The organism is Terriglobia bacterium (genome assembly GCA_020073495.1).
Lineage (GTDB): Bacteria > Acidobacteriota > Terriglobia > Terriglobales > Acidobacteriaceae > JAIQFD01.
This window is the reverse complement of sequence record JAIQFD010000004.1, coordinates 241294-261532: the sequence shown is the minus strand read 5'-3', so window position 1 is coordinate 261532 and position 20239 is coordinate 241294. Positions and strand designations below refer to the sequence as shown.

Annotated in this window: 17 protein-coding genes; 5 read left to right on the top strand and 12 right to left on the bottom strand. The window is 63.4% G+C overall.

Annotation, left to right across the window (positions count from 1 at the left end; genetic code table 11):
* Positions 1-3 precede the first annotated feature (3 nt).
* The gene (gene recG, locus LAN37_11495; GenBank protein ID MBZ5647831.1) at positions 4-2202 is read right to left on the bottom strand and encodes an ATP-dependent DNA helicase RecG; all 2199 of its coding nucleotides are present in this window, start codon (positions 2200-2202) and stop codon (positions 4-6) included.
* A 242-nt stretch (positions 2203-2444) separates the two neighbouring features.
* Between recG and LAN37_11490 the strand changes: the two genes are divergently transcribed.
* The gene (locus tag LAN37_11490) at positions 2445-3929 is read left to right on the top strand and encodes a sensor domain-containing diguanylate cyclase (protein MBZ5647830.1); all 1485 of its coding nucleotides are present in this window, start codon (positions 2445-2447) and stop codon (positions 3927-3929) included.
* A gap of 46 nt (positions 3930-3975) precedes the next feature.
* Positions 3976-4686, top strand: a complete 711-nt coding sequence (locus tag LAN37_11485) for a PilZ domain-containing protein (GenBank protein ID MBZ5647829.1) — start codon at positions 3976-3978, stop codon at positions 4684-4686.
* A gap of 69 nt (positions 4687-4755) precedes the next feature.
* Here LAN37_11485 and LAN37_11480 read toward each other — a convergent pair whose 3' ends face one another.
* From LAN37_11480 to LAN37_11470, 3 genes are all read right to left on the bottom strand, one after another.
* Complete coding sequence (locus LAN37_11480; protein ID MBZ5647828.1) at positions 4756-5283, bottom strand: hypothetical protein; 528 nt, start codon at positions 5281-5283, stop codon at positions 4756-4758.
* Between the two features lie 81 nt (positions 5284-5364).
* The gene (locus LAN37_11475; protein ID MBZ5647827.1) at positions 5365-6432 is read right to left on the bottom strand and encodes a metal-dependent hydrolase; all 1068 of its coding nucleotides are present in this window, start codon (positions 6430-6432) and stop codon (positions 5365-5367) included.
* Positions 6433-6548: 116 nt separating this feature from the next.
* Positions 6549-7226, bottom strand: a complete 678-nt coding sequence (locus LAN37_11470) for a DUF1579 domain-containing protein (protein ID MBZ5647826.1) — start codon at positions 7224-7226, stop codon at positions 6549-6551.
* A 123-nt stretch (positions 7227-7349) separates the two neighbouring features.
* Here LAN37_11470 and ligA point away from each other — a divergent pair, with 123 nt between their 5' ends.
* Positions 7350-9395 carry an NAD-dependent DNA ligase LigA gene (gene ligA / locus LAN37_11465; protein MBZ5647825.1) on the top strand — a complete coding sequence of 682 codons (2046 nt, stop codon included), beginning with the start codon at positions 7350-7352 and terminating at the stop codon, positions 9393-9395.
* Positions 9396-9398: 3 nt separating this feature from the next.
* Here ligA and LAN37_11460 read toward each other — a convergent pair whose 3' ends face one another.
* From LAN37_11460 to LAN37_11440, 5 genes are all read right to left on the bottom strand, one after another.
* On the bottom strand, positions 9399-10046 hold the full coding sequence (locus LAN37_11460; GenBank protein ID MBZ5647824.1) for a VTT domain-containing protein: 648 nt from the start codon (positions 10044-10046) through the stop codon (positions 9399-9401).
* A 61-nt stretch (positions 10047-10107) separates the two neighbouring features.
* Positions 10108-10593, bottom strand: coding sequence for a MogA/MoaB family molybdenum cofactor biosynthesis protein (locus LAN37_11455; protein MBZ5647823.1), 486 nt, complete (start codon positions 10591-10593; stop codon positions 10108-10110).
* Between the two features lie 64 nt (positions 10594-10657).
* A complete protein-coding gene (locus tag LAN37_11450; protein ID MBZ5647822.1) occupies positions 10658-11413 on the bottom strand; it encodes a response regulator in 756 nt (251 codons plus the stop codon).
* A gap of 4 nt (positions 11414-11417) precedes the next feature.
* Positions 11418-11924, bottom strand: coding sequence for a cyclic pyranopterin monophosphate synthase MoaC (gene moaC, locus LAN37_11445; GenBank protein ID MBZ5647821.1), 507 nt, complete (start codon positions 11922-11924; stop codon positions 11418-11420).
* 71 nt (positions 11925-11995) lie between these two features.
* Positions 11996-12220, bottom strand: a complete 225-nt coding sequence (locus LAN37_11440) for a DUF2905 domain-containing protein (protein MBZ5647820.1) — start codon at positions 12218-12220, stop codon at positions 11996-11998.
* A gap of 109 nt (positions 12221-12329) precedes the next feature.
* On the opposite strand from LAN37_11440, the gene LAN37_11435 reads away from it, so the two are divergent.
* Positions 12330-14396 carry a M13 family metallopeptidase gene (locus LAN37_11435; GenBank protein MBZ5647819.1) on the top strand — a complete coding sequence of 689 codons (2067 nt, stop codon included), beginning with the start codon at positions 12330-12332 and terminating at the stop codon, positions 14394-14396.
* A 55-nt stretch (positions 14397-14451) separates the two neighbouring features.
* Here the strand turns inward: LAN37_11435 and LAN37_11430 are convergent, their stop codons facing one another.
* The 3 genes from LAN37_11430 to LAN37_11420 all read right to left on the bottom strand — a co-directional run bounded on the left by LAN37_11430 (position 14452) and on the right by LAN37_11420 (position 17860).
* Complete coding sequence (locus LAN37_11430) at positions 14452-15099, bottom strand: DsbA family protein (GenBank protein ID MBZ5647818.1); 648 nt, start codon at positions 15097-15099, stop codon at positions 14452-14454.
* 119 nt (positions 15100-15218) lie between these two features.
* Entirely contained in the window at positions 15219-17399 is a 2181-nt protein-coding gene (locus LAN37_11425) for a TonB-dependent receptor (protein MBZ5647817.1), read from the bottom strand.
* Between the two features lie 116 nt (positions 17400-17515).
* The gene (locus LAN37_11420) at positions 17516-17860 is read right to left on the bottom strand and encodes a hypothetical protein (protein MBZ5647816.1); all 345 of its coding nucleotides are present in this window, start codon (positions 17858-17860) and stop codon (positions 17516-17518) included.
* A gap of 210 nt (positions 17861-18070) precedes the next feature.
* Between LAN37_11420 and fusA the strand changes: the two genes are divergently transcribed.
* Complete coding sequence (gene fusA, locus LAN37_11415; GenBank protein MBZ5647815.1) at positions 18071-20173, top strand: elongation factor G; 2103 nt, start codon at positions 18071-18073, stop codon at positions 20171-20173.
* The last annotated feature ends 66 nt before the right edge of the window (positions 20174-20239 follow it).

The window sequence follows — 20239 nt, the reverse complement described above, 5'->3', positions numbered from 1 at the left end:
AGTTTAACCCACCTCGACCAGGCCGTAGCGCCTCTGCCAGTGGGCCTTCAGGTGGGACAGGGCGCGGGCCTTGTCCTCGGGGGAGATCTGCGCGTCGGTGCCGCTGACCAGGGCGGCGGCATCACGCTTGGCGAGCTCGAGCAGTTCACGGTCGCGAATGAGGCTGGCGACCCGGAATTCGGGCATGCCCGCCTGCTTGGTGCCCGCCAGTTCGCCCGGCCCGCGCAGCGCCAGGTCCACTTCGGCGATCTCGAAGCCGTCGGTGGTTCGCACCATGGTGTCGAGGCGCTGCTCGGCGTCCGGCGACACCTTCGGCCCGGTCATCAGGATGCAGTACGACTTGGCGGCCCCGCGCCCGATGCGCCCGCGCAACTGGTGCAACTGCGCCAGTCCGAAACGCTCCGCGTGCTCCACCACCATGACGCTCGCGTTCGCCACATCCACACCCACCTCGATCACGGTGGTCGAGACCAGGACGTCGATCTCGCCGTGCTGGAATCGGCGCATGACGGATTCTTTCTCGTCGGGGCCGAGCCGCCCGTGCAGCAGGCCGACCCGCAGGTCAGGGAATACCTTCTTGCGCAGCTCGTCGTACATTTTCACCGCCGCTTTCAGCTCGGCGGCCGGCTTCACTTCGAGCAGGTCGGGCTGGAGCACCAGCGCGGGCTCATCCTGCTTGGTCTCCTCGATCACGGGATAGACCACGAACGCCTGCTGGCCCTTTGCGACCTGCTTGCGCACGAAGTCCCAGACCTCGGGTGCGCGCTCGTCGGGGACGCGGCGGGTTGCGATCGGCGTGCGCCCCGGCGGCAGCTCATCGAGTACGCTTACGTCGAGATCACCGTAGAGGGTGAGCGCGAGCGTCCGTGGGATGGGCGTTGCGGTCATGACCAGCACGTCCGGATCGAGCTCGCTGGTCTTCTTCATCAGCTTGAAGCGCTGCATCACGCCGAACCGGTGCTGCTCGTCCACGATCACCAGCCCAAGCTTGGCGAACTCCACCTTCTCCTGGATGAGGGCGTGCGTCCCGATCACCAGTTGCACGTCGCCACGAGCGATGTGCCGGCGGGTGTCGCGCTTGCGCTCGTCCTCCATCGAGCCGCTGAGCAGGACGATGCGGTACCCCGCGTTCTCCAGCACCTGCCGCGCCGAGAGGTAATGCTGCGCCGCCAGGATCTCGGTGGGCGCCATCAGCGCCGCCTGGTAGCCGTTCTCGATGGCGATGATCGCCGCCTGCAACCCTACGATGGTCTTCCCCGATCCCACGTCGCCTTGCAGCAGACGCCGCATGGGCGAGGGACGCGCCATGTCCTCCGCGATCTCGCGCAGCACCTTCTTCTGTGCATTGGTCGGGTGAAAGGGGAGGATCTTCTTGATGGCCTCGCGGACCCGCTCGTTCAGCTGGAACGAGATGCCCGGCTGGGCCCGCAAGCGGCGGCGCTTCAGTTCCAGTCCGACCTCGAGGAAGAACAGCTCCTCATAGATCAGCCGGCGGTGTGCCGGCGTGCGCGCATTCTGGAGATCGTTGAACGCCGCACCGGCCTCGGGGAAGTGCACTCCCCAGAACGCCTGCCTCCGAGGAGACAGCCCATGCCGCTCGACGATCGCGCCCGGCAGGCCGTCCGGCAATTCCGGCGAGAGGCTCTCCAGCGCACCGTGAATGACGCGCCGGAACCAGCGCGTCGTTAGCTTGCCCGCCGCCTCATAGATCGGAACGATGCGCCCGACTTCCAGCGACTGCGCCGCCAGTTCTTCCGGGTCCGGCTCCTCGCCCGGTCCGGGCGGCTCGCCGATGATCTCGAACTGCGGCTGCGTGATCTGCATTCCGCGGCCGCGTTTCTTCTGCTCGACCTTTCCGTAGAGCGCCACCAGTTGCCCGGGTTGGAAGCGGTCGCGCAGGTAGTCGGCCCGGAACCACATGCAGGTGAGGGTGTCGCGCCCTTGGCCGGCCGTAAGCTGCGCGATCCAGAAGCGCGCGTTGCGCGCATAGAACAGGCCGAAGGTGCGGACCTCGGCGATGACGGTGGCCATCTCTCCCGGCCGAAGCTCCGCGATGCCACGCGGGTTCAACCGGTCCTCGTAGCGGAACGGAAGGTAGTACAAAAGGTCCTCGACGGTCGAGATGCCCTTTGCCGCCAGCGCCTCCGCGATGCGAGGGCCGACACCCTTTACGTACTGGACCGGGGTCGTGAGTTCCAGCATGAAGAAGCAGTTTCCGTTTTCGAGTCTCAAGTCGCGCCGTGGCGCGCCCTCTCGCAGCGAACAACACTACCACCTCTTGTTACTCTCCCATCGGACCTGCGGAATTTCAGGAAATCGCTGGCGGCGTTCACGAAGGGTAGATCAGCCCGGGTAGGGAGCGGGTACTAAAGGAATGTACTCATCCACAATACTTCCGCTGTAGAATCCCTCCGTTCCCAGGTACCTCGGCTTCCGCATCATTCATGCAAAAGATTGCCATTCTTTACGACGCCAGCCAGGCCGTGCTCTCGACCTTCGATCTGGACGAGGTCCTTTCCCAGATCCTGAGCATCCTGCGCGATTATTTCCATCTCCAGAACAGCGCGATCCTGCTGCTCGACAAAAGGAGCCAGGAGTTCTACGTCCGCGCCCAGGTGGATTGGGACGCTGCCCACAAGCTGGTGCGCCTGCCGCTGGGCAAGGGCCTGATCGGTTGCGCCGGCAAGCTGAAGCGGCCCATCTACGCGCCGGATGTCAGCAAGGACCCGCGCTATGTCGTCGGCAATCCGAGCACCCGGTCCGAGCTGGCCATCCCGCTTATGGTCCGCGAAGAAGTCGTCGGAGTCCTCGATTGCCAGAGCAACAAGCCAGACGCCTTTGACAGCGAGACCATCGACCTGCTCACGCTCTTCTCCACCCAGGCTTCCATCGCCCTTCAGAATGCCGAGCTTTACACGCTGGAGCAGCGCCGCGCCACCCAGTTGGAGGCGATCAACGCGATCGCGCGCCAATCCACCGCCGTACTCGAGCTGAACGAACTGATGGAGAAGGTCTGCCAGGTGATCGTGCAGTCGTTCGATGTCGACCATGTCTCCATCCTCCTCAAGGAGGAAGGCAAGCTGGCTCTGCGCGCGCACTCGGGCCAGCTCACGTCCGTGATGCCCATCGGCACCGCCCTGCCTCCGGGCGCCGGCCTCTCCGGCCGTGCTCTGATGACGGGCAAAACCGTGGTCGAGAACGATCTTTCCGCCGTGATCGGCTACGTCGTCGGCCTGAAGGAGAGCGCCTCCGAGATGTGCATCCCGCTCATCGCCTTCGGAGAGACCCTGGGCGTGCTGGTGCTCGACAGTTCCAGCGCGGGGGCCTTTCGCGCCGAGGACGCGCAGACACTCGAGTCGGTGGCCGACATGTGCGCCACCGCCATCCAGAACGCTCACTATTTCGAGCGCGTGCGCCAGATGGCCTATCTCGACGGACTCACAGGCATCTTCAATCGGCGGTTCTTCGAGTTGCGCGTCATGCAGGAGATCGAGCGCGCCAACCGCTACGAGCTGGCTCTGTCGGTGATCATGATGGACATCGACCACTTCAAGCGCATCAACGACGAATTCGGCCACCTGCTCGGCGATGAGGTGCTCAAGCAGATCTCGCGGCTCTTCGAGCAGCACCTGCGCAAGCCGGACGTGCTCTGCCGATTCGGCGGCGAAGAATTCGCGCTGCTGCTGCCCGAAACCAGCGGCGAACATGCGCTCGCCGCAGCCGACAAGCTGCGCCAGATCGTTTCCAGCTATCCTTTCCCCGGCATCCCACGCGCGGTGACGTTCAGCGCGGGAGTGGCCGATTTTCCCAGGCACGGCCGTTCCCGCGACGAGGTGGTGCAGGCGGCTGACGCCGCTCTGTATGCCGCCAAGCAGGCCGGGCGTGACCGCGTCCATGCCGCTCCGGCGCCCAAGGCGGCGTCGGTGTGATCCCGGGTTGCCAACTTTCCCCGGGCGACGGAGAATACGTCTGATTATGACGACCAAGGGTTCACCGGCGGCTCCAGCAGCGGTCTCCAAGAAAGTCTTGGCCCGCGTGGCCACCATCGGCCTCAGCGACTCCGTCAACACCATTCTCTCCGACTGCTTCCGCCAGTTCGGCATCCAGACGGTCCCGATCGCGGCCGACGCGATCAATCGGCTTCATCGGGAGAAGTTCGACGCCTGCGCACTGCGCTTGGACGACGGCGCGGAGCCCATCCTCGAGGCGGCGCGCAAGTCGCGCTCCAACTGGCGCATGGTCGTCTACGGCATCTGCCACACGGCCCAGGAGGCGCTGCGCTTTTCGCGCTTCTCCGTCAACGCCGTGCTGGACTTGCCGGTCGAGCGGCAGAACGCGCTGAAAGTCGTCCGCGCCACGCACCTGCTGGTGGTGCACGAGTTCCGGCGCTACGTGCGCGTCCCCATCGTTTCCGAGGTCCGCGTCAAGTTCGATGGAAGCGAGATTCGCGGTACCTCACTGGAGATCAGCGCCGGCGGCATGTCGTTCAGCAGCAGCAAAGAACTGACGACGGGCCAGAACGTGACCGTCACCTTCGAGCTGCCCAGGATGGCTCAGGTCAGCGTCCGCGGCATCCTGTGCTGGGCCCGTGCGTCGGACGGGTCCTTCGGTGTGCGTTTCGACACCTCCGACGAGGCGCGCTTTCACGTCCGCCAGTGGATCGACGACTTCATCGAGAATTCGTAGTCCGGCACAAGTCCGCAGAGACACGAAAGGCACGGCCGTGGCCGTGCCTCTTCCGTTTCCCTCGATCTCTTACGCTGCCCGGATGTGGTCGTGCGACTCGCCGGAACGCAGCGCCTCGATCGCCATGGGGATGGCGAACATCACCGCGGTGAAGAACACGTCGGAAGCGACTTGGTTGCGGAAGAACGGGATGGCCGCCACATAGCAAGCCGCCAGGCCGCTCAGAGTCTTCGGGTAGGTCGGCCAGACAGCCCACACCGTGAAGTTGCTGAGCACGAAGAACGACACCGACGCTCCGAGCGCGGAGACCAACACCCTGACCGGCTTCACAGCGCGTTTCAGGAACGCGCTCCCCAGGAGCAGGACCGCCAGATACCAGGCGGAAGTGACAATCTGGTCTGCCTTGAGTCCCTGCCCGTACACGGCCAGCGTGAGGTAGAGATCGGTGACCGTGAGCAATGCCAACGGGACCCAGAGCAACTTCCGAGGCGCACGCGCGCCGAAGAACAGCAGCGCCGCTCCGACCGGCGCAAAGGCCAAAGGTCGCAATAGCAACCTCGCTGCGATCACTGCGAGAACGAATACGTAAGCCAGCATAGTCACCTCTGACGAGAACTCACATTCTCCATTCGATGCGCCGATGCGTCAAGCGAGGATGCGGGTTTCTGGAAAATAAGATCACTTTACCTTCTGCACCCGGCTGCCAAACCGCTCCTCTATCTCGTGCAGGTCCTTGTCGAGGATGACAGCGGAGCGCAGTGCGCGTCCCCGCTCCGGATAGTCGTAGCGCAGATCGTAGAACCGGATCTCGTGGCTGCCATCGTGCAGTTGCTCGGCCTCTGTCATGGGGTATTGCGCCCAGTCCAGGTACACGCGTCCCAGATACGTCGTCTTCGCCGCCAATGAAGCCGGCGTCTCCTCGGGCTTGTAACGGATCCGCGCCCGGCCCTGCGGATCGATGTCCGGTTTCAACGAATCGACCACGAACATCTCGAAGAAGTCGGTGGTTTCCGCCACGCCATGCCAGATGAACGGATTGAAAGCGTACGGGTAGGCGGAGACGCGCTTCGGTTCCTCGCCCTGGTACACCACCGATTCCATCACCGCCACCGCGCGCCGGTGCTCGTAATCGCGCACGCCCCAGAGGACTACGATCGCCACCAGCGCGAAGATGGCGCCGCCACGCCCCTTCGGCCCGCGCGATCTCGCCCCGATCTCCTCGTTCACGAGCCGGAACAGTCCCGGCAGGATCAGACCAGTCAGAAGCGCCACCCACATCAGCGGCTCGAAGATGCTGACGATGTCCCACGAGTACCACTTGTAGCTGAACGGCATGAAGGGGCGCACGCCGTAGCTGTTGGTGAAGTCGAGCAGGATGTGCACCAGCGCGCTCAGTAGCGCGTACAGGTAAAGCACTCCCCATCGCGGCTGGAGCTTTTGTGGCTGCGTGCCCGGTGGACATCCAGCGCAGCCTATCGGGTCCGGTTTTGCGAAGCGCCGCGCCAGCCTCCACAGCACGTAGACGAAGCTCAGGGTCAGGGCAGCGACGAACGGCGCGCCAGCGAAGGTGTGCGTGATCCCCCGGTGGTGGCCGAAGTAGAACACCGGCCCCTTGGCCAGCCACACGATGTCAATATCGGATGCCTCGGCCCCGAGCACCAGGGTCGTGGTGGCCAGCGCGGTCTTGCGGTTCAGTCCAGCGCGACTCAGGCAAGCGCCGGCCAAGAAGTGCGTGATCGGTTCCAAGTTCCCCGGTTCTGCCTCAGCGAGATAACGTCGAGTCTTGGATGCTACAGCACCGTTGCGGATAGAAGAAATAAGGCCGGGCAAGCTGCCCGGCCTTCAAGCAATCATCGCGCGGCTTATTTCTGCGTGGTGGCGGCGGGTTTTTCGTCCGCCTTCTTTGCCGCCGGAGCCGCTGCCATGCCGCCCTGTTTGGTGTACACGATGGTCATGGTCGTCTTCGCCTGCGCCGCGGTCGGGCCCATTCCCATGGTGAAGGTGATCGAATCCGGCTTGATGTCGCTGTACTTGCTGGTCATCACCATTTTCTGCCCGCCCATGTCCATCTCCTGCGGGATGGCGACGATGTTGTCGCCGTCCCACTTCATGCCGCCGACCATGCAGTCGGGGGCCATCGAATCGCACCAGGTGCCCTTGTACGCGCCGGCTTTGGCGTCCCACCAGGTGACGCCGTGGCCGTGGAACGCGCCCATGGCGCCGTGAGGAGAGCTGTACTCCTCGATCAGCGAATTTCCGCCCGGGCCCGCCTTGAACGTCGCCGTACCCTTGCTTGTGCCGCCTTTCGGCATCATCGGCCCGGGCTCAAATTTTTCCGTAGAGGTCCAAGTGCCGGAGAACATTTTGATGAGCTTGGTCATCTCCGGCGCGGGCTTTGCTGCCATCGGCATACCGCCTTTCTTTTCCATGGCGGCGTGGTCGTGCTTCATCTCGCCCTTCTTGTCGGCCTTCTTTTCCTGCGCGGAGACCCACAAGGACGCGAGCGCTACGATCAAAACTGCGAAAAACAGTCGCTTCATCACGCACCTCTCCTGAACGCTTGGATAGCTCTGTCAGTTGGAATCGACCGCCGAACACTATAGACCAATAGCGATGGCGGTCAAGCGCTTCGGACACTTCGTCCCGGCAAATATAATCGTTTCATGCCCACGCCCAGGGAAGCGCAGAGGAAGACCGACAAGCTGCGCGACAAGATCCGCCACCACGAGCACCGCTACTACGTGCTCGATGATCCCGAGATCTCCGATGCCGAGTTCGACCGCCTTATAGGCGAGCTCAAGCGGCTCGAGGCCGAGCACCCTGAACTGGTCACGCCCGATTCTCCTACCCAGCGTGTCGGCGGCAAGCCGCGCGAGGGTTTTGTCAAGGTCGAGCACTCCCGCCCCATGCTCTCCCTGGACAATGCCTACAACGAGGACGAGCTGCGCGCCTGGGACCGCCGCGTCCTCGAACTGAGCGGGCGCCGGGAGGTTCAGTACGTGTGCGAGCTGAAACTGGACGGCCTCTCCATGGCGCTGCGCTACGAGGAGGACAAGCAAGAGCGTGGCCGGGCGAATTTCGTGCTCGGCCTTACGCGCGGCGACGGTTCCGTGGGCGAGGACGTGACGGCAAACCTGAAGACCATACGTTCTATCCCGCTTTCCATCCCCCCGGCCGCATTGAAGAAAGCTGGGCTACCGGCGGCACTCGAAGTGCGCGGAGAAGTCATCATGCCCCTCGCCGCTTTCCGCCGCATGAACGAAGACCGCGAGCGGCAGAACCTGTCGAAGTTCGCCAATCCGCGCAACGCCGCCGCTGGCGCCGTCCGCGTGCTCGATCCGAACATCACCGCCCAGCGTCGGCTCGATTTCTACTCCTATTTCCTGCTGGTGAACGGAAAGACGCATTTCTCCGAGCACTCACGAGCTCTTGAAGCGCTGCATGCTGCCGGGTTCAAGGTCAATCGCGCCTGGCGCCTGGCCAAGAGCATCGACGATGTGTGGAGGCTCATCGGCGAGTTGGAAGGCAAACGGGAGGATCTCGGGTACGAGATCGACGGTGTGGTGGTAAAGGTCAACGACACGCGTCTGTGGGAGGAGCTCGGCTACACCGGCAAGGCGCCGCGGTGGGCCATCGCCTACAAGTACGCCGCCCGCGGCGGCGTTACCCAGATCGAGGACATCATCGTGCAAGTGGGGCGCACCGGAAAGCTGACGCCGGTCGCGTGCCTGGCGCCTGTTCCCATCGGCGGCACCACCGTCAGCCGGGCCACGCTGCACAACATGGACGAGATCGAGCGCCTGGGCGTACGGATCGGCGATTGGGTGACGGTCGAGCGGGGCGGCGACGTGATCCCCAAGGTCGTCGGCGTGGTCGAAGACAAGCAGCACCCGCGCGGCCACAAACAATTCAACATGCCGGAGCGCTGCCCCGAATGCGGCGGACACGTCGTGCGCGCGGAAGGCGAAGCCGATCACCGTTGCGTCAACGCCAACTGCCCCGCCAAGCTGCGCGAAAGTATCCTGCACTTCGCCTCGCGCTCCGTGATGAACATCGAAGGCATGGGCGAAGCGCTGGTCAACCAGCTCTGTGACCGAAAGCTGGTGAAAAGCGTCGCCGATATCTACTGGCTGACGAAAGAGAAGCTGCTTGGACTTGAGCGCATGGGAGAGAAATCGGCGCAGAACGTGCTCGACGAGATCGAGGCCTCCAAGAAGCTGCCGCTGGAGCGCGTGATCTACGGCCTCGGCATCCGCTTCGTCGGCGAGCGCACGGCGGAGTTCCTCTCCCAGCACTTCGGCTCCATCGACGCCCTCATGAAGGCGAGCGTCGAGGAACTCCAGCAGGTGAACGAGGTCGGCCCGCGTATCGCGGAGAGCATCCGCGACTTCTTCGACGAGCCCAAGAACGTACAGCTCTTGAAGCGCCTGGAAGAAGCGGGTCTGCAGTTCAAGGGCAAGAAGAAGGAGCGCGGGACTCAGCTTGCCGGCCAGACCTTCGTCCTCACCGGCACGCTCGCCAACTACTCGCGCGACGACGCCAAGAAGATGATCGAGGATGCGGGCGGCCGTGTTTCCGGCTCGGTCAGCAAGAAGACCGACTTCGTCGTCGCTGGGACGGATCCCGGTTCCAAGCTCGATAAGGCGCGCGAGCTCGGCGTCAAAGTGATTGGCGAGCAGGAATTGCTCGAGCTGGTAGGGAAAGGTTAGCCACTACTCCTCCGCGCGTTCGAGTTCGTGCTCGAGTTCGGCCACGGGCGCGCGCAACAATCGATACAGCAGGTAGATGAGGATGATCGCCGCCACCGTCACCGCAATGGTGACGGGAAGGTGGTCGCGGACCATCCGGCCGACGACGTTGACCACGTGCGGACCGAACGTGAGCACAAGCGCCGACAGGATGCCGAACCGCAGCGTGCGCCCGAGGAAGATCGCGCCCAGGAACGCAGTGACGTGCATCTCGAACACCCCGGCGGAGAGCACGAAGAGCTTGAACGGCGTGGGCGGCGGCAGCATCGAGGGGATCATGAGCGCGAAGAATTCCTGCTTCTCGAAGCGGTCGCGCATCTTCTGCATGCGCTGCTTGCTGATGCGCTTGGCCAGCACTAGTTCGCCGCCCTTGTAGCCGATCAGATACAGCGGCAGGCTGCCCAGGGCCGAACCCGCTGAAGCCATCAGGATGTACAGCCAGAAGTGCGCGCGGTCCGCGTACACGTATCCCGCCACCACGGGATCCATAGGGATGCCCAGAAATGCTGCGTCCACGAAGGCGATTCCGAACACGCCCCAGGCGCCCAGCGGCTTCAATACCGCCCAGATCCAGGCTGTGTAGCGCGAGAAAAGATGCTTTACCCAGTCCATGAGGAAAAAATCAATTGTACGCGAAGGGCGATATGCGACCGCGCGCTACTTGCGCAGGGGCTCAGCGCGAGGGTTCGGCGTGCGCTGTCTTGCCCCGCAGCAGTTCCAGCGCGTGCGGCAGCAGATCGATGACCGCCGCCAGCGACTCAGTCGCGCCCGCCGGGCTGCCCGGCAGGTTCAGCACCAGGCTGTGGCTGATCGTTCCGCAGAGACCGCGGCCCAGCGCCGCCAGAGGCGTCTTCTTCATCCCTTCGGCGCGCATGCGCTCGGCTACGCCGTCCACCAGCCGGTCGCAGACCGCGCGCGTCGCCTCCGGCGTGACGTCGCGCTCGGTGACGCCGGTCCCGCCCGTGGTCACCACCAGTTGCGCCCGCTTGGCCAGCCGCTTGATCGCCGCCGAGATCTTCACCTGGCTGTCGGGCACGATCTCCGTCGCCAGCACCTCGAAGCCCTTGACCCTGAGCGCAGCGGCGACCGCAGGCCCGGACCTGTCCGCGCGCGTGCCACGGTGACACGAATCGCTCACGGTGATGACAGCCGCTGTCATGAAGAGAGTCTAGTTTCCAGATTCCGCTTGCCGGTTGCAAGCGGGAAAGGTGGATTGCGGGCGCCTACGCTTCCAGCACGTCGCCTTCGCTGTCGCGGTTGGCTTCGTCGATCAGGCGGAGGCCTTCCATCAGCAGCCCCTGGGTGGAGCGCGTGGTCGTGGTCTGGTTCGATGATCCGTTGAAATCGATCTGGAAGTTGCCGCCGTTCCAGGTCAGGACCTTGTACACCGCTTCGTCCCCGACCAGGTTTCCGTACACGGCGTGGCTGATCTGGCCGTCGGAGAAATACATGTCGCAGCGATCGCCGTTGTTGGTCAGGATGAGCTCGCAGTTCTTGTGGCCCATCTCCAGCGACTGCAGCAGGTCCATGACGTTCATCTGCGCCAGGCTGCCGCGCAGCATGCCGTCGCTGGCGGTGGGCGCTTCGCGCGCCATCTTCTCCAGCGCGATCTTGTCGATCACCTTCTTGATCCGCGCCACCGTCTCGCGGATGAAGAACGGCTTCTCCAGGAAATCCTCCACAGCATCCTGAATCACCTTCAGCTTGTCGGTGATGTCGGACTTGCTGGCCACCATGATGAAAGGGATCTTGGCCGTCTGAGGCCGGCTGCGCAACTTCTCCAGCAACTGCCGCCCGCTCATGCCTTCCATCGTGTAGTCGCTGATCACCAGGTCCGGCGATTCATCGATGGATTTGAGCAGGGCATCCGCTCCGTCGGTGGTCGTACTGACGGTGGCCAGCGGCGCCAGCGACTGGCGCAGCATCTCCAGCACCATCGGATTGTCGTCGACCAGCAGGACGCGTACGTTGCTTGGCATGGGGTTACTTCTTGGTCTTGCGGCGATACTCGCCCGATTTGCCGCCGGACTTCCTCTGCAGAACGACCTCGCGGATCTCGATGCCCTTATCCAGTGCCTTGCACATATCGTAGACGGTGAGGGCGGCGACGCTGGCCGCCACCAGAGCTTCCATCTCTACCCCCGTGACCGCGGTGGTCGTTACTCGGGAGGCAATGGCGACGCCATTCTCACACAATTTTGTACGCACATCAATGTGCGAGAGCGGCAGCGGATGGCACATGGGTATCAGTTCCGCTGTGCGTTTGGCCGCTGCTATACCCGCGAATCTGGCCACCCCCAGGGGGTCGCCCTTGGGATTCTTCGGCAGCGCTTTCAGCACCCTGGCAGACATGCAAACGAAGGCGCTCGCCTCTGCCGTGCGCTTGCTGGGGCGTTTCTCCGAGACGTCCACCATGCGGGCTCGGCCGGACCGGTCGTAGTGGGAGAGCCTCGCCTTTGGCTCTTGGCTTTTTGTTTTTCGCTTGGCCATTGACGGCCGTCAGCTTACCAGTAGTCTGCAGGGAAACGCTAAGAGCCAAGAGCGAAAAGCCCACAGCGTTCCTACCGCTGCATGCGGCTGAAGAAATAGAAGATCAGCGACAGCACGATGCTCAGCAGGATGGAGGTGACGATCGGGAAATAAACGGTCGTATGCTTTCCGCGATAGACAATGTCCCCCGGCAATCGGCCAACCGGCACATTCATGCGCCCGAGCAGGACGATGACTATGCCGACCACGAGCAACAGGGCCCCGATCCCGATCAGAAGTTTTCCGACATCGCTCACCCTTCCATTGTAATTCGTCTAATTCCCAGGAACCGCGCAGCCCCGCATGTCGTACCCTGCTGCTGGTAGACTTCCCGGTTCATTTTGAAAGGAGATTACCTTGCGAAGCATCTCATTTTTCCTGGTTGCGGCGCTGGCGGTGTCCACGGCGCTGGCCCAGCAGTCGGCCCGGCCGCCCATCGATCCTGACCAGCGGTTCGATCTCGAGAATCTCGACAAGTCGGTCGATCCCTGTGTGGACTTTTTCCGCTATTCCTGCGGCGGCTGGTTGGCGCGCAATCCCATCCCCGCGGATCAAGCGGCTTGGGGACGGGGCAGTGAACTGCGCCAGCGGAACCTGGCTATCGAGCGCGAGGTCCTGGAAAAAGCTTCTGTGCCCGATCCCAAGCGCAGTGCGGTGGACCAGAAGATCGGTGACTATTACGGCGCTTGCATGGACGAGAAGGCCGCGAACGCGGCGGGAACTGCGCCGCTGAAGCCGGAGCTGGCCCGTATCGCCGCCATCAAGTCGAAGAACGAGCTGGCCGTGGAACTCGCCCACCTGCACGGGGTCACCTACGCGCTGGTGAATTCGATTTACGGCACGACCGGGCCGGCGGTGTTCGCGTTCACCTCCAGCCAGGACCTGACGGATGCCAGCCTGGTGGTTGCCGCCGCCGACCAGGGCGGGCTCGTCATGCCCGACAGGGATTACTACCTGAAGGATGATGCCAAGTCGCTCGAGATCCAGAAGCAATACGTCGCCCACGTGGAGAAGATGTTCGAGTTGCTCGGCGAGCCGGCACCGCAGGCCGAAGCCGACGCCAAGACCGTCATGGGCATCGAGACCGCGCTGGCCAAGGTATCCATGGACAAGGTCTCGCGGCGCGATCCAGCCAAGCTGAACAATCCCATGCCTCTTGACCAGCTCGCGGCGCTTTCACCGTCGTTCGACTGGCGCGCTTACACGAAGGCGATCGCCATGCCGGCATCGCACCACATCCTGGTGATGCAGCCGAATTTCTTCCGCGGCATGGACGCTCTGATCAAATCGGTGCCGCTGCAGGACTGGAAGACCTATCTCAAGTGGCATTTGCTGCATGCCGCTGCTCCGGCTCTCTCCGACGCCATCGTCACCGAAGATTTCAACTTCAACCAAAAAGTTCTTTTCGGGCGCCAGCAGGAGCTTCCGCGCTGGAAGCGCTGTGTGGCGTACGTGGACCGCGACCTGGGCGAGGCGCTCGGCCGGGCCTATGTGGACCGCACTTTCGGCGTAGAAGGAAAGCAGCGCACCACCAAGCTGGTCAACGCGCTGGAAAAAGCGCTTGGCCAGGACATCGAACAGCTCGAATGGATGTCGCCCGCGACCAAGAAAGAGGCGCTGACGAAGCTGCACGCCATCGAGGACAAGATCGGCTATCCCGCGCGCTGGCGCGACTACTCAACGCTGGAGATCGTGCGTGGCGATGCGGCCGGCAACGCGCTGCGCGCCGCCCAATTCGAATGGGCCCGCGAGCTTGCGAAGATCGGCAAACCTGTGGACCGCGTCGAGTGGATCATGACTCCGATGACCGTCGATGCTTACTATGACCCGCAGCTCAACACCATCAACTTTCCCGCCGGCATCCTCCAGCCGCCTTTCTTCGACAAGCGGATGGACGACGCGGTGAATTACGGGGCCATCGGCTCTGTGATCGGCCACGAACTGACCCACGGATTCGACGATCAGGGCCGCCAGTTCGACGCCCAGGGCAACCTGCGCGATTGGTGGACTCCGGAAGATGCCAATGCGTTCACTCAGCGTGCCGACTGCCTGGTCGAACAGTACGACAGCTACGTCCCGGTGGACGACGTCCATCTCAACGGCAAGCTCACTCTGGGGGAGAACACCGCCGACAATGGCGGCCTTCGGATCGCGCTGATGGCTCTGCTGAACACAATGGCAGAGGAGAAGCATACCCCGGACGGTCGGATCGACGGCTTCACGCCGGAGCAGCGCGTCTTCCTCGGTTTCGGCCAGGGTTGGTGCGCGCAGCTTCGTCCGGAGATGCTGCGCACCATGGCTCTGACCAACGAGCATTCCACGCCCGTCTTCCGGGTCAACGGCGTGGTTTCGAATATGCCGGAATTCCGCAAGGCGTTCGGCTGCAAGGCCGGGCGGCCCATGGTCCGGGCCAATGCCTGCCGGGTCTGGTGAGGCGAAGGAAAAATCAGGCCCGGCGCTGGCCGGGCCTTTTTGTTTTCAGAACGGACTAGCTCTTGGGTGGGCCCGATTTCATCCTGCGCGCCGGCTTGTCCGACGCATTCTCTGCCGGACCGGCCTGCTTCAGCATGTCGTCGATCAGGGCGTAGAGCTGGCTGCGGTCCACCACCTCGACGAACGGCGTGCCGCGCTGTGTGTTGCTGACGATGTAGATGGTCGGCGTGTGCTGGACGCCGGTCCTCTGCCCGAGATTGAAGTCCTGCTTGATCCTCTTTTCCAGCTCACCCTTCGGATCGACGGCGAAAGGCAGCTTCAGGTTGTGCTCCTTGGCGAAGTTCTCACCGAACTGCCGCACGTTATCCGGCGTGATCTCGATCTGGTGGGCGAAGATCTGGGTTCGGAACTCGTCCCCGACCTTCGGCGAGATTGAGTCGAAGTAGCGCGCCAGGATCGCCGCCTGGAACGACCAGTTGTGCATCGGCAGGGGAAAATCGTAGTGCACGATGGGGATCTTGTAGGTGCGTGCCGCCTCTTGCAGCAGCGGCCACGCCCGCGAGCAATCCGGGCACTGCAGGTCTTCAAAGACGACGATGGCCACGCGTGCGCCCTTCGGCGGCCGCAGCGCGGTGGTGTCGGCGGCGGCCGCCAGAAGAGACGCGGCCAGCACCAAAATCAGGAGCAACACGAGCTTGCGCAAAGGAACCTCTTCTTCATGCTTGGCAGCTTGGGAGCTGCCCAATGGGATGCGAATCGCCAGCGAACACGCTGCACGTCGCTTGCTTATCCTAAACGAAAGCGCAGTCCCGGTGTTGGCCTTCAATAGTGGAAGGTGTACTTGGCCTGGATCGAAACCATTCGGGGATCGCCGAAATGCGTGCCTCCGAAGGTGTTGCTGTTGTCCAGCAGATAGCGGTTGTTGGTCACGTTCAACGCCGTCAGACGGACCGCCCAGCGCTCTCCGATCGACTTGCCCAGCGCTATGTCCAGTGTCGTGTGCGAGGCAAGGTGTGCCGGGCCGTCGCCATCCAGGAACCCCGAGCCGTACGAGACGTTGGTCGAGGCCCACGCGTGCCACGGCAGATTCACGTGAATACCGGTGCTCAACGTGTGCCGCTGGTCGTGGTCCAGGAAAAACGGTCCGGAGGGCAGCGCGCTCAGGTCGATCAATCCTCCGCTGACGCCCCCGAACCCCATCGCCCACTGGTGCGAATAAGCCAGGTGGAAATCGGCGCGGCCGAACACCTGCGGAGAACGGATCGTCGCCTCCCACCCGCGTATACGCGCCCGGTCGATGGTCAGCGGGAGAAAGATGTTGGAGTTCCCCAGCACGTCGTGGTCGAAGTAGTTTCGGGCGGCGGTGCTGAAATGGGTGAAGTCCGCCGTCCAGCGATGGACGGGGACACTCACCCCGAACTCGTACTGCTCGTCTTTCTCGCCGCGGAGTGGCTGAAACGCAAATCCCTGCTGTGCGGCCAGATCCAGGATCGGCCCAGAGACCGTGGTCAGCGGAGGCGCCTGGTAATAACGGCCGTAGAACCCGCGCAGCACCCACTTGATGCGCGGGATCACGATTGCGGCGCCGAGACGAGGATCGACCGCCGTCTCGCTGAGCGGCCCGGAAAAATGCGTCACACGCAGGCCGCCGTTGAACGTCAGCCAGTTCGTGGGCTTGTATTGCTCCTCGGCGAAGGCCGCGACCACGCTGCCCCACTGGCTGTCATTCTCCGTGATAGCAGGATTCCCGGGGCTGCGCAGCGCAAAAAACATTCGCTCGTTCTGGGCGAATCCCTGGAAGCCGAAGCGCGCGTTGTGCCGCCCGCGCGCGATCGAGACCATGCTCACGCCGCCAAAATAATCGGACCGGCGCTCGTCTTCCGGAGAGACCGGCGTGTCGGCCGGGCCTCCGATGTAATGGGCGCGGTTCAGGTGTAGGAACGGAGAGACGGTGAACAGGATGCCGCGCTGACCGCTGTGGACCCATGAGCCGTTGACGAAAGTATCGTGCTCGTTTTCGACGTCGCGAGTCCCAGAGGCCTGGTCCGCTGGAGTGTTCGGCACCTGGTAGTGATCGCCGCGAGCGGATGCGACCAGCCGCAACTGGTCAGACGGAGTTTGATTGAGGATCAGCGACACAAAGCCGCCCAGCCCCGCTCCCATGTCGTGCAGCACTTCGGGCGAGGGCGTCTCCAGGCCGAGGTCGGTGCGATTGCCCGACAGGCTGGCAAAGTACGCGAAGCGATCGGTGTGGCTGCCGCAACTGAGCTGATCGTCGGTCTGGTTGTAGCTGCCGTAGTTCACCACAATCTCGCACTGCTTGTAGGCCTCGAATCCGGAGCGCGTCACCACATTGATGACGCTGTACACGCGGTCGCCGTATTCGGCGGAGAGGCCGCCGCGCTGCACCTCGAGCGTATCGATGTTTTTCGGATCGAACTGCGGGCCGACATTGGTGGCGATGTTGGTGTTGGGCACCGGGATCCCGTCCAGCATCCAGGTGAACTGGTGCCCCCCGCGCACGTGCAACAGGTCGTGCACCATGTACGCCCCGGGAACGAAGTCGGTGATCATAGACAGGCTGTTGGTGCGCTCCGCGCCCGGCGACTGCTGTATCTGCTGGCGGCTGATCTGGCTGACAGTCGTGGAAGAGCTTGTGTCCACCGCCGGCGAGTTCTCGCGTACCTCGACTTTTTCGCTCACCTTTGCCAGCACCAGCGGGAAATGCAGGTTGGCGACTTGGCCGGAGCGCAGCAGGAGCGTCTGCTCTTGCGTGTCGAAACCTGCCGAGCTTACCGCGACCAGATACTCCCCGACAGGCACCGCGTCGAACTCGAAGCTGCCGGAATCGTCGCTGGTCACCGTCTTCGTCCATTCCGAGGCGGATGCCTTCACGACTACCTGGGCGCCTGCCACCGGCCGGTGCTGCGGGTCGTGGATCAGCCCGCGGACGGTGCCGAATATGCTCGCGTACGCCGAGAGCGCGCAGGCGGCCACACCAATGCAGACGAGCTGCCGGACAATCTTCCTCAACTTGAAACTCTCCCACTAGAGGCAAATGGACGCGCGCAGCACACGGGCTGCGTGCAACGTGGGCGGCCGAAACGGGCCGCGTGGAATCAGCGAGAGGAGACGGTCGGAGGCGCCCGGCCGGTTTCTTCCTTAGGCTCCGGCGTGGACCGATTAGCGGATGAGAATTCGCGGACGAACCGGTGCTCATCGTTCGGCGCGATGGCGGTGAAAGCCGTGTGTACGCGCGGCGCCTGGTGGGCTGACACCAATCCCTGGCAGTTGTGACAATGCAGTTTGGCGTCGCGAAAGGTCTTCTCGGCACTCGGCTGGCAATGGTGCCCGGCGCGGCGGCAGCAGGAATGCTCGGGAGAGGCGTAGGTAGCCAGGGCTGCCGGCGCGAACCAGCTCGCCACCAGCACCAACAGCAACCCTCGTGCCCCCACCCTTGCCATAAGTGCGGATATTCTACGCCAAGATCCAGGACGGCATCGGAGACGTTGAGCCGCTATTTTGCCGCATGATAGGATGACCATTTCTGCCAGCTCTCCGCCACGGAAACCGTGGCTGTCCCGGCCATCCGGGACACCAGCCCAGAAGGTCGGTCGCCGGCAGGCGATGACTCCTGCCGCATCCCCTCTTGGCTTATTCATTAAGGAGTCACCGTGAAAGTCTACGAAGGGGCAAACATCCGCAACGTCGCTGTACTGGGCCACTCGCACGCGGGCAAGACGTCGCTGGTCTCGGCCATGCTCTTTACGGCCGGCTCGACGCAACGCCTGGGGCGGGTGGACGACGGCAGCACGGTCACCGACTACGACGAAGAAGAAGTGGCGCGCAAGATGACCATCTCCACCGGCATCGGGCACGCCGAGTGGAAGAACGTCAAGATCAACCTGCTCGACAACCCCGGTTTCAACATGTTCGTGCACGAGGCGAAGACGTCGATGGTCGCGGTCGAATCGGCCATCGTGGTGGTGGACGGCGTGAGCGGCGTCGAGGTCGTCACCGAGAAGGTCTGGGGCTACGCCGACGAGTTCAAGCTGCCGCGCATCATCGTCGGCGCCCGCATGGACCGCGAGCGCGCCAACTACGACCGGCTGATGGAATCACTGACCAGCACGTTCGGCCGTACGGTGATCCCGCTGCAACTACCCATCGGAAGCGAGAAGAATCTGGCCGGCATCGTGGACCTGGTCCGCATGAAGGCCTACAGCTATGACATGGGTGGCAGCGGCAAGGGCAAGGAAGTCGATATTCCCGCCAACCTGAAGGACGCGGCCCAGGCGGCCCACGAGAAGCTGGTCGAGATCGTCGCCGAGGGCGACGACAAGCTGATGGAGGAATTCTTCGAGAAGGGCACGATCCCCGAGGAGCACCTGGTTCCCGCGCTACACGAAGCCATCCGCGACGACAGGATCTTCCCCGTCCTGTTCACCAGCGGGTTGGGCAACATCGGGACGGACAAGCTGCTGGATTTCCTGGTGGAGTACGCTCCGACGGCCGCCGAACGCCAGCCGGTCGAAGCCGCGCCGTCACCGAACAACGGCGAGCCCGCGCGCCGCAAGGTCGCCGATTCCGAGCCGCTCTCGCTCTACGTTTTCAAGACCGTCAGCGACCCCTTCGCGGGGCGCATCTCGTACTTCAAGGTCTATTCCGGCGTGTTGAAGAACGATGCCACCGTGCAGAACTTCACCAAGAACTCGTCGGAAAAACTGGCACATATCTCCATCATTCAGGGCAAGACCGCCGTACCGGTGACCGAGTTACACGCCGGCGACATCGGCGCCGTGGCCAAGTTGCGCGACACGCTGACCGGCGACACGCTGGGCGACAAGAACGCGCCCATCCAGTATCCGGTGGTCAAGCTGCCCGAGCCCGCCATCAGCTTCGCCATCGAGCCCAAGACCCGCGGCGATGAAGACAAGCTCTCCAGCATCCACCGCATGATGGAAGAGGACGCGATGCTGCGGTTCTTCCGCGATCCGCAGACCAAGGAGTTCCTGATCGCGGGCACCGGCCAGCAGCACATCGAGGTCGTCGTCTCCAAGCTCAAGAAGCGCTACCACGCGGAAGTGAACCTCAAGGCCCCGAAGGTTCCGTATCGCGAGACCATCCGCGGCCGCGCCGACGCCCACGGACGCCACAAGAAGCAGACCGGCGGACACGGCCAGTTCGGCGACTGCAAGATCAAGATGGAGCCGATGCCGCGCGGCGGTGGATTCGAGTTCGTCAACGACATCTTCGGCGGCTCGATCCCCAGGAACTTCATCCCCGCCGTGGAGAAGGGCATCGTCGAGGCGGCCCAGCGCGGCTACCTGGCCGGCTACCCGGTCGTGGACTTCAAGGTGATCCTCTACGACGGCAGCTACCACGACGTGGACTCGAACGAACTGTCATTCAAGGTGGCCGGCCGCCTCGCCTTCAAGAAGGCGATGGAGCAGGCCAAACCCACGCTGCTCGAGCCCATCATGAAAGTCGAGATCACCGCTCCCGACGAATTCGCCGGCAGTATCATGGGCGACCTCAACTCGCGGCGCGGCCGCATTCAGGGCATGGACAACAAGGGCGGCAAGACCGTGGTCAAGGCCGAAGTCCCCATGGCCGAGATGTTGACCTACGGCGCCGACCTCACTTCCATGACCCAGGGCCGCGGCTCCTTCAACATGGAGATGAATCACTACGACATCGTCCCGCAGCAGCAGCAGGAAAAGATCATCGCAGCGGCCAAGGCGGAGCGCGGCGAAGTCATCGAAGAAGAAGAGTAGGCTGTTCGCCGACCTCCAGGGGCGGCGGGATGCCGCCCTCTTTAATGGGTGACTGACAACCGACAA

Coding starts and splice junctions, on each gene's coding strand:
- recG (MBZ5647831.1), bottom strand. CDS start 2,202: ATGCTGGAACTCACGACCCCGGTCCAGTACGTAAAGGGTGTCGGCCCT.
- LAN37_11490 (MBZ5647830.1), top strand. CDS start 2,445: ATGCAAAAGATTGCCATTCTTTACGACGCCAGCCAGGCCGTGCTCTCG.
- LAN37_11485 (MBZ5647829.1), top strand. CDS start 3,976: ATGACGACCAAGGGTTCACCGGCGGCTCCAGCAGCGGTCTCCAAGAAA.
- LAN37_11480 (MBZ5647828.1), bottom strand. CDS start 5,283: ATGCTGGCTTACGTATTCGTTCTCGCAGTGATCGCAGCGAGGTTGCTA.
- LAN37_11470 (MBZ5647826.1), bottom strand. CDS start 7,226: ATGAAGCGACTGTTTTTCGCAGTTTTGATCGTAGCGCTCGCGTCCTTG.
- ligA (MBZ5647825.1), top strand. CDS start 7,350: ATGCCCACGCCCAGGGAAGCGCAGAGGAAGACCGACAAGCTGCGCGAC.
- LAN37_11460 (MBZ5647824.1), bottom strand. CDS start 10,046: ATGGACTGGGTAAAGCATCTTTTCTCGCGCTACACAGCCTGGATCTGG.
- LAN37_11455 (MBZ5647823.1), bottom strand. CDS start 10,593: ATGACAGCGGCTGTCATCACCGTGAGCGATTCGTGTCACCGTGGCACG.
- LAN37_11450 (MBZ5647822.1), bottom strand. CDS start 11,413: ATGCCAAGCAACGTACGCGTCCTGCTGGTCGACGACAATCCGATGGTG.
- moaC (MBZ5647821.1), bottom strand. CDS start 11,924: ATGGCCAAGCGAAAAACAAAAAGCCAAGAGCCAAAGGCGAGGCTCTCC.
- LAN37_11420 (MBZ5647816.1), bottom strand. CDS start 17,860: ATGGCAAGGGTGGGGGCACGAGGGTTGCTGTTGGTGCTGGTGGCGAGC.